Annotated in this window: 9 protein-coding genes; all 9 read right to left on the bottom strand. The window is 59.2% G+C overall.

The annotated features are described in order from the left end of the window. Positions 1 to 2,712 (bottom strand): phage tail tape measure protein (locus HX869_RS26000; protein WP_178903865.1); only part of this gene is annotated, 2,712 nt, incomplete at its 3' end. A gap of 150 nt (positions 2,713 to 2,862) precedes the next feature. Next, a complete protein-coding gene (locus tag HX869_RS25995; RefSeq protein WP_169904366.1) occupies positions 2,863 to 3,171 on the bottom strand; it encodes a phage tail assembly protein in 309 nt (102 codons plus the stop codon). 12 nt (positions 3,172 to 3,183) lie between these two features. Further along, positions 3,184 to 3,687 carry a phage major tail tube protein gene (locus tag HX869_RS25990; protein ID WP_178903864.1) on the bottom strand — a complete coding sequence of 168 codons (504 nt, stop codon included), beginning with the start codon at positions 3,685 to 3,687 and terminating at the stop codon, positions 3,184 to 3,186. Between the two features lie 12 nt (positions 3,688 to 3,699). After that, complete coding sequence (locus tag HX869_RS25985) at positions 3,700 to 4,872, bottom strand: phage tail sheath family protein (protein WP_178903863.1); 1,173 nt, start codon at positions 4,870 to 4,872, stop codon at positions 3,700 to 3,702. Positions 4,873 to 4,966: 94 nt separating this feature from the next. Continuing rightward, the gene (locus tag HX869_RS25980; protein ID WP_178903862.1) at positions 4,967 to 5,398 is read right to left on the bottom strand and encodes a phage tail assembly chaperone; all 432 of its coding nucleotides are present in this window, start codon (positions 5,396 to 5,398) and stop codon (positions 4,967 to 4,969) included. A gap of 8 nt (positions 5,399 to 5,406) precedes the next feature. After that, entirely contained in the window at positions 5,407 to 6,849 is a 1,443-nt protein-coding gene (locus HX869_RS31635) for a phage tail protein (RefSeq protein WP_256736790.1), read from the bottom strand. After that, positions 6,846 to 7,451, bottom strand: a complete 606-nt coding sequence (locus tag HX869_RS25970; RefSeq protein ID WP_178903861.1) for a phage tail protein I — start codon at positions 7,449 to 7,451, stop codon at positions 6,846 to 6,848. Before HX869_RS25970 ends, HX869_RS31635 begins: the two co-directional genes overlap by 4 nt. Next, positions 7,448 to 8,335, bottom strand: a complete 888-nt coding sequence (locus tag HX869_RS25965) for a baseplate J/gp47 family protein (RefSeq protein WP_178903860.1) — start codon at positions 8,333 to 8,335, stop codon at positions 7,448 to 7,450. The genes HX869_RS25970 and HX869_RS25965 overlap by 4 nt, the downstream gene beginning before the upstream one ends. Continuing rightward, a complete protein-coding gene (locus tag HX869_RS25960) occupies positions 8,332 to 8,658 on the bottom strand; it encodes a GPW/gp25 family protein (protein ID WP_169904362.1) in 327 nt (108 codons plus the stop codon). Before HX869_RS25960 ends, HX869_RS25965 begins: the two co-directional genes overlap by 4 nt. Between the last annotated feature and the right edge of the window lie 3 nt (positions 8,659 to 8,661).

Genomic DNA, 8,661 nt, shown 5'->3' with positions numbered 1-8,661 from the left:
CGGTTTGGTGACAGGTGACACGGGAGCGACAGCCGTTCCAATATCTGGCACAGCAGGCGCAGCAGGTGCCGCTTCGACCACAACGGCAGCGGGTTGCCGGACCAAGCTGTTCGCGATAGTCGCCAGACTGGGTACAGCAGGGCCAGGTCTGGGAGCCAACAGCATCGGCGTAATCGGTGCAGCGGGCTCTTTGGGTTTATCACTGCCAAACATCGACAATCCTGCCCACCCGCCCAGCTGCTGCCCTCCCATGCTGCCAACGTAAGCACCCACCATGCCGCCGATGGCTGTGCCTATGATTGGCACCACCGAACCAATAGCCGCGCCAGCAGCGGCGCCCGCCATAGTGCCTGCGAGTGTCCCCGCAGCTTCACCATAGCCTTGCGCCTTTTCGTCCTGAGTTTCAGCGGTCAGGTAGGTATTGAGCACCATGCTGCCCGCTTCAACCAGGGAGGCACCTGGAACTGCTTTGACCGCTTTCCCAACCTTACCGACGCCTCCGGCGACCGAGGTCAACATCTGCTTGCCGGGACTCGGCACGACAGGAGGACGAGGCACTGGAACAGGCAGTATTGGCGCCGGTGACGGTGCGGTAACCGGCGGTGGCAAAGTTCTAACAACCGGGCTGCGCGGCGGAACCGAAGATCGCCGTGCTGCTGGAGACGCCTGCACCGGGCCAACTGGACGAGGTGGCCGTGGCGGGGCGGCTGATCTTCGACGCGACGGTCGAGAAGTAGGCTGGTTTCTGTTCCGCCGCCGTCCCAGGCGTCTATCACCCATGCCGCCCATGGATGCCATGTTAACGACGAATACACGTCGGATCCCGCCATCACCACCATCGGCTGATTCAGCTCCGCCCCCTGTCTCCACAGCATCCTGAATCATCGATACGACATCCAGACCCGTGGCGACTGGGTCGAACCCGCCGGCTTTCGGATCAGCCCCCTCCTCCAAACTCTCCTTACCTCGGGCAGCGGCGACGGATTTCAGTCCTTTCTCCACCACCGACAACGCGGTTCCGGCCTTTCCCTTGACGCCCTCCTCATCGCCCCTTGCATCCACATTGGTGACAAAAACCTTCTGTACGCCACCCGTTTTTCCACCCAGACCACCACGGGCCAGGTTGAGCAGCCCCTTGCCGATCTTGAATGTCTGAAACGCCGCAACCGCCGCGCCAATTGCACCAATAGCCACTGTCGTCCCGCTGACGATTTTCGGGAACTCATTGGCAAGGCCCGCCATGCTGTTACCAACCTTGGTCAGACCATCGGCCGCCAAATCGGTGAGAGGCCGCAAGGCATCACCGAGACTGGTCATCGTCGCTTCCATGCTCGATGTCGCAGCGCTCCATTTGGAGTTGGACGTTTCGCGGGCCTTCGCCGCGTCGGCTTCGATCTTGGCCTTGCCATCGGTCTCCTTGATGGTGGTCATGTTGTCCTTGATCGTGTTGCCGTACTTGATCTGCGCGAGCAAGCCGTCACTGGCACTCTGGTCACTGACGATGTTCGCCAAGCCAGCCGCCTGAATCAGCGCGACCATCGCCTGCTCTTCCTCGGCGCTGCCGTCCTTGGATGCCTTGATCTTGGCCTTGAGCGCCGCAACCTTTTTGGCCGTGGCAGGATCCTGTTTTTGGATCAACTGCTCGCTGAGCATGATGAAGGCTTCGACCGGGTTGGACGCCTTGCCGCTTTTGGTAGCCGCCAGGATCGAGCCCGCCAGGTCATAACCCTGCTTTGCGAATCGCTCCTGGCTGGTGCTGCTGATCACTGCGTTGAGCAGGTTGTTCATGTTGGTCGCGGCGGCCGCCGCGTCCTGGGTTTGCGAAAACTGCGACTGCAGGCTCGCACCCAGAAAACGCACGGCCTCCGGGCCTTCCATGCCCAGACGCTTGATCGTACCGAGCAGGGCCGGCATGTACTTGGCCATGTCCTTTGGACCGAACGCGCCAATGTCGCCGGCGGCGGCCACCTGGCCAAGCATAGCGCCCATGTCTTCCTTCTTGACCCCGGCCTCCTTGAAAGCGCTGAACAAGGTGGCGATGGTTTCCGCTTCCATGCCCTGGCCGTCGACCAGGTCAGCAATCAGAGGCGCATAGTCCACCGACTCCTCCCAGTCGATACCCTTCTCGATCAAGCCACCGACCGCCCGGGCCAAAGCCTGCTGGCCCATGCCTTTTTTCGCGGCCACTTCACTGATTTTGTTCGCCATCTGCTGTTCGGCGTCTGTGCCGGCGGTGTGTGCCCATAACGCCATTTGCCGGATTTGCGTCTGATAGTTGGCCGAAACCTTGGTGGGAATAGCGATTAGCGCAGTGGCCGCCGCCGCCTTGCCCAGCGTGCCAGTAAGCCCCTCTTTGCCCTCCTTGATTTGAGAGTACCCGGTGGCTTTCAGATCAGCCTTACGGGCGACTTGCTCCATGGCCTGGTAAGCCTTGGCAAGATTGCGTACCTCGACACCCTGCTTCTTCAGGGTGCTGAGGTTTGATTCCAATTTGCGCAGCAACGTGCTGGCACCAGCGGCGCCGCTGTCGTTGGCCTTCTTCCATTCTTCCCGCAGACGGATAGTGTCGCCAATCGTACGCTGCAGCACCCGAGCCTTGGTGCCTTGGGCTTCGAGCTGCTTGATTCGCCCCTGGACATCCTTGAACGCGGTGCCAACCGTAGAGCTGACGGCGCCGCCAATCACCAGGCCGAGCGCGAGTTTGTTTGCCATATCGTGGCTCCCTGTAGCGAGTGATTACGGCGGGTGGCTCAATCCGAAAGCCACCAGACCATCTCGGCAAACGGCATGGCCTGGATCTCAGCGGCGGAAAATCCGGTTTCCGCCGCCAAGCGCTTGGCCGCCAGCTTCAGCAGCGCGGGGTTAAACCCCGTCGTCCTGCACCAGGCGAAAATAACCGGCCTGCAGGCGGTGGTAGTCCACCAGCTTGAGGCCCTCCAGGTCCTGCTGACCGGCTTCGCATAGACCGGCGAACAGCATCAGCTCGCGCTGCTCTTCGTCGTCGCCCGAGGCACGATCCGCAGCACGCACCTCACGCACCGTGGGTGAGCGAATGGTCAAGGTATCGACCTTGACGCCATTGACCTCCGAGGGCCGAGACAAGGTGATGGTGGCGTGTTCGGCGGTCAGCTTCAGCCAGGTAGGGAGCTTTTTCAGTTCAGGAGTAGCCATTCGATTAATTCCTTAGAGGCCCAGGTCGCTGCGCATAGAGGCCAGTTGATCCACACCGTCGATCACGCGGATCGCGGCGACCATGTCGATTTCGTAAATGAGGCGGCCAGCGATTTCCAGCTTGTAATAGGTGACCGCAATCGAGTATTTGAACTCAGCCTTGTCACCGGGCTTCCAGTCGCCCGGATCCAGCTCCTTGAGCATGCCTCGCAAGGTCGCCACCACTGCTGTGGTCTGCCCTTTCTGCCCCTTGAAGGATCCGCGATACACGCCGTTGAAGGCGGTTTGATCTGCCAGCCCGAAGAACTTCATGGATTCGCGGCGCACGCCGTTGGTGGTGAAGGTGGCTTCCATCTTCTCCAGGCCGACATCCATCTCGATGGGGCCAGCCATGCCGCCGCCACGGTATTCGTCGGTCTTAACTGCCAGTTTGGGCAAGCCCAGACTGGGCACGTCGCCGGTAAAGTTGATGCCGTCGACGAACAGGTTGGTGTTGTAAAGCACTTGAGGAATCATTGAGCGGCCTCCTTAGGCAGCGGTTTCCAGGACTTCGGTGAGCCACTGATTGGTGACCTCGACCCGGAAAATCGGGTTTTCGGCGGGCGGCACGTCGGTGAAGCGGATGTTCCAGTACACCTTGCCCTGCTCCAGCTGGCTGACGGTGTTCAGCTCGGTGTCGGCAAACACCTCGAAGTTGATCACCGCGCCCTGGTTTTTCAGGTCCTGCATAAATGCCTGCAGGCCGTCGGTCACATCCTTGATGTAGGTCTTGGTAATGCCACGGTCGACCGCCCATTTGTGCCCGGCCAGGATCGCGTCCATGACGATATCGACGGTGCGAACACGGGTGACAAACGCCCACTTGGGGTCTGACGACAGCGTGCGGTTACCCCACAAGCGGTAACCGCCATCGCGGATAATGGTGGTGATATTGGCGTTGTTGAGCAGGTTGGCTCGGCAGGTTTCGTCGCCATCCAGAAACTCGACTGGGCGCGAGGTGCCGGTGATGCCGACAAACTCCTTGTTCGAAGGCGACGACCAGAAGCCGTACTCAGCATCCGTCCAGGCGAACAAACCAGCGGCGAAGGCCGAGGCCGGTGCGTTGACGGTTTTGCTCAGCAGTGTGTCCCAGATCTGCACGCCGGGGTCGACCATGAAACAGCGCTTGCTGCCAAACTCTTGGGCGTATGCCATGGCCGCCTCATCGGTCGTGTTAGGCCCGTCGATGATCGCCACCGCCCGCAGCTTGCCTGCCAAGGCATCCAGCGCAGTCGCTACTGCTGGGGTCGAGGTATGGCCCGGGGCGATCAACAGCCGCGGCTGGGCGTTGTATCGGCTTTTGCCATCGAGCAGCGCCTGCATGCCGGTGCGCTCACCTGAGGCAAGAACGCCGCCGATGATGGCCGAGGTTTGCTGCGCGGGATCTTCAATCTTGCCCACACCGCAGCCAATGATTACCGCCTTAGCGCGAACGAAAATCGCCTTACACGCCCGCGTGATCGCCGAATCTTCACCCCAGGCTGCAACCGCCTCGCGCTCACTCGTGATGAGTTTAAGTTCGTTGGCTTTGGCCGTAGCACCTGGGCCAGCGACAAAGGTGTCGCACAGTCCGATGATGGACGACGACGGCAGCGCAATGGTCCGTGCCCCGGTATCGACCAGGGTGACAGTAACGCCGTGAAAACGACCGGAAGAGGCCATAGTGCGAGTTCTCCAGAAATGACAAAGCCCCGCATGTGCGGGGCTTTCAGGGGTTAAACAACGGATACAAAAAACGCCCCGATGAGGTGGGGCGTTATGGTGCTTGCTCAGCGATCCAAGCTGGTACCGGGGGTCGATGTTCCTGATCAGGAAAGTTCGACGATTGCGGCCAATCCCGAAGAAGCTGCAAATACTCAAGCAACTGACCATATTGGTCATTAGTCAGGCTGGAAGGGATAGACAATTCCAACTCGTCGCGATGTCGCTCTCGCAACCACTTCACACGCTCAAGTTCGGCGTCGCGCCAAAGCCTTTCCTGACTGGATACCATGTCAGGATCTACGACAGGATCATTCAGAACTGGCTTACCGCCTGCATCAACAGCCATGACCTTGCCACCATTTTGTCCCCTTAACAGGTACCTGAATTGCTCGTCTGTGATCTCGACGACATCGCTCGGCAACATCGCCTTAGGGTAATTCGCCGTGTTGTAAAAGCCCTGTGTTGATGGACTCATGTACTGCATAGGAAACCTCAGCGACCGATGGCGATATAAGAGGGAGTAGACGTGTTTGAGGCATGCGTGTTGGTAATTTTGACTTGCGTCAAACTCGCTCGATACGCGTTGAACGTAGACATAGCGGTACTATCCGAACCGTCATAGAACGCGATAGCTCTAAAAAAGCTTGTGGTGAATGCGTTGGCCATTGTCAGTTGCGTAGAGACACCCGGGAGTAAGTTATTCCCTCCGATGCCCCAGTTGATAATCAGGCCGCCTAACCAGGTAGGAAATACAATTCCGCCGGTCTCCCCCCACACAACAAAAAAAACCCACTTGAGTTTTTTCGGCGTGACAATCGTCGTGTCATCCACGCCAGCATTGACCAACACCTGAGTAGCTGCACGTGCAATGCCTGCGGCACTTTCGGTCGCTTGAATGACTTTCGCGACAATCGCCTGGAACACCCGCAGCGCACTCATCGGCTTGTTCGTTTCGGCCCCGGTTTCCGCCTCCTGCTGACTGGCAAAGGTTACACCGTAGCCCGCCAGACTCGTCGGAACACCAGTGAGTCCGCCCCAGGGAACGCCGCTCAAGCCTGTACCGGTACCGGTAATCGGTCCCGAGATATACACACCATCTGCTTTGACCCGTACACCGTTGCCGAATTGCCACGGTGCACTGCTTAACCCCATGTACACCGTATGTACGGAGTCCCCATTACCCCAGGCGCCGACGCCGGAAAGGATGGCTCTCGACTCCCTGGACACGGCGTGAAGACCGCCCGCCCAACTGGTGGAGTCCGTAGCAACGGTCGTGATGCTACGGGCATTAATCAGGTTGATTGTCCCGGTGACGTCGCCGCCTGAATTACTCAGAGCATCAGTGATGCCGTAGCCGGCCAGCGTTGTCGGGTTATAACCCGCGACTACTATGCCCCGACTGTTGATCTGGACTTTGGTGTAGGTGCCGGGGGGTTTGTTGAGGGGGAATATCGTGGTAATTGCGGAGTCGACATAAGCGCGGGTCGCCAGCACAACACTTGGATCAATTTTCAACTCGACGTTGGCGGTATTGCTGACAATCAGGTTCATGCGAATGACCTGGGTTCGCCCGGAGCCCTGAGTCAGCAGAGGCTTGAAGCTCGGCGCACAGTTCGCTACAGCGACCAGATCACCCGACGCATCGTAGAGCCCAATTTCGCGAATCCACCAACCGCCGACGTTTTCAGGAATCACCTGTTCGGCGATGATGATATTGGCGTTTCCGGGATCAACCTTTACCTGATTCAGCGGTGCGCGTCGGTTCTCGTGAATCAGTTTTGTCTGTTGCTCGTTGGGAATCGGATCAGCTCCGTTCGCATCTCCCACGCCCAGTTGCGCGAAGGTCCAGGGAACGCCCAATGCATCGGCGTTTGCCTGTTTAGCTTTACCGACTGCGGTAAGAATGGCGAAAAACTGGCTATTTTTGTCTGTCATGGGTAGATATCCATGGTATCGATGGTGTGTTCACGACCGCCCAGGCGGACGTAGCCGCTGACCTCGATGTCGCGTTGCATTGGGGGGTACACGTCTATTTCGTCACCGTCGGTGACGCAAACGCCGATATGGACATGGCCGGCTGTTTCCAAGCTGATCGCTAGGCCGGTCAAATGGCGGCTGACCGGCTTGGCGTCATCAATCAGCCAAGTCAGCTCCTGATACATTTCTTCGGTAATACCGGTATCAAGCACGCCCACCTTCAGCGCAAACGTGCCAGGTACGCCCTTGGGCGTTGTCTGCCACCACTCCTGCACTTCAATCAGGTAACCAAGCGGCTCGACCACCCGCCGCAAGGCGCCGATCGTGCCTTTGTGGGCATGAACATAAAACGCCGAGCGAATGGCTGATCGCTTGATCGCTTCTGACCAGTTGTTGTCCCAGCGATCCACCGACCAGGCCCAGGCGAGTTGATGCAGCAGGTGCGCCGGGCAAGTGTCCGGGTTGTACAGCTCCCGCAGGGGGACGTCAGTCACTTCATCGGTGGCGGCTTCAATGGCCCGCTCCAGCTGGGTGCTGTTAATCGGCAGCAGGCTGTTCACGTAACGGCCCCCTTTTTCACGGTAAAGCCGACGCAATAGGCCGCCTGGTACTGGGTCACCTTGATGTCCCGCCAGTTGAGCAAGTCCACACGACCGACACCGCTAATGTGCAGTTGCGCATCAACGGCCGAGCGTGGCACTTCAACACCCAATCGCCGCCGCGGATTGATCCAGTCACGCAGACGCTGTTCGGCTGTCGCCAGTATTGCTTCGTTTTCAGAACCGGTGCCTGACATGTACAACACTGCATCAACGCGATATTCGATCACCTGGGCACTTTGAACAGTGAGGCGATCCCCTACCGGTCGAATGTTGTCATCGCTGAGGTATTTCTTGACTACATCCAGCAGCGCCTGGTCGGCCACCCCATTGCCCTGCAGGTGTAGCACCGTGACCACCACTTCGGCAGGAGACGGGCTTTCAGCCGTGGCATCGGCCACCAGCGCCGATGCGTTGCGGGCATGCAAAATGTAGCTGTTACGCGGGCCGGCCGTAGTCAGACCTTCGTACACCAATTGGACCCGCTCGCGCAGGGCATCGTTGGATTCCATCACCCGGGGTGTCGGGGGTACGGTGTTGAGGTTTTCCTCCTGGATCACCAGGCGTTTCAAACGGACGTTGCCAGCGAGCTGATCGAGATCCCCATCAATGGCGTAAGCCAATAGCAGCGCCTTGGCCCCATCGTTCACCCGCGCCCGGTTCTGAATGCGACGGTACACGCCCAGCTCCAACAGCTTGACCACAGGATCGCTTTCCAACTCGGCGGTCCAGTTGTCGCCCATGTACAAACGAAACGCGGCCAGCTCCTCAGCGTAGGCTTGCTCAAAGTCGAGTTCCTCCAGCACAGGCGGCGCCGGCAGTGCTGATAAATCCACGGTGCTCATGCGGTGACCCTCACTAGCGCGTTATCGCCTTTGAACAGGCCCTTGAGTTCAAACTCGATGCGGCCATCCAATACGGCCACCACTCGAACCTGGCTGATGCTCAGCCGAGGCTCCCAACGCCCCAGCGCCCGGGCCACTTCAGCCTGCACCGCGCTTTTCCAGCCCTCGGTGACGGGCAGGTCGACAAAACGCCGCAACTGGCTGCCGTAATCCGGCCGGTGCCGGCGGCTGCCCAGTGGCGTTGTCAAAATGTCTTCAATCGACTGCTGCAGATGCTCAATGCCGGAGATGGGCAGCCCAGTGTGGCGATCCATTCCGATCATCTG

This window comes from Pseudomonas sp. P7779 (genome assembly GCF_013386315.1).
GTDB lineage: Bacteria > Pseudomonadota > Gammaproteobacteria > Pseudomonadales > Pseudomonadaceae > Aquipseudomonas.
This window is presented reverse-complemented; position numbering and strand designations above follow the sequence as displayed.

Coding starts and splice junctions, on each gene's coding strand:
- HX869_RS25995 (WP_169904366.1), bottom strand. CDS start 3,171: ATGGCTACTCCTGAACTGAAAAAGCTCCCTACCTGGCTGAAGCTGACC.
- HX869_RS25965 (WP_178903860.1), bottom strand. CDS start 8,335: ATGAGCACCGTGGATTTATCAGCACTGCCGGCGCCGCCTGTGCTGGAG.
- HX869_RS25980 (WP_178903862.1), bottom strand. CDS start 5,398: ATGCAGTACATGAGTCCATCAACACAGGGCTTTTACAACACGGCGAAT.
- HX869_RS31635 (WP_256736790.1), bottom strand. CDS start 6,849: ATGACAGACAAAAATAGCCAGTTTTTCGCCATTCTTACCGCAGTCGGT.
- HX869_RS25960 (WP_169904362.1), bottom strand. CDS start 8,658: ATGATCGGAATGGATCGCCACACTGGGCTGCCCATCTCCGGCATTGAG.
- HX869_RS25985 (WP_178903863.1), bottom strand. CDS start 4,872: ATGGCCTCTTCCGGTCGTTTTCACGGCGTTACTGTCACCCTGGTCGAT.
- HX869_RS25990 (WP_178903864.1), bottom strand. CDS start 3,687: ATGATTCCTCAAGTGCTTTACAACACCAACCTGTTCGTCGACGGCATC.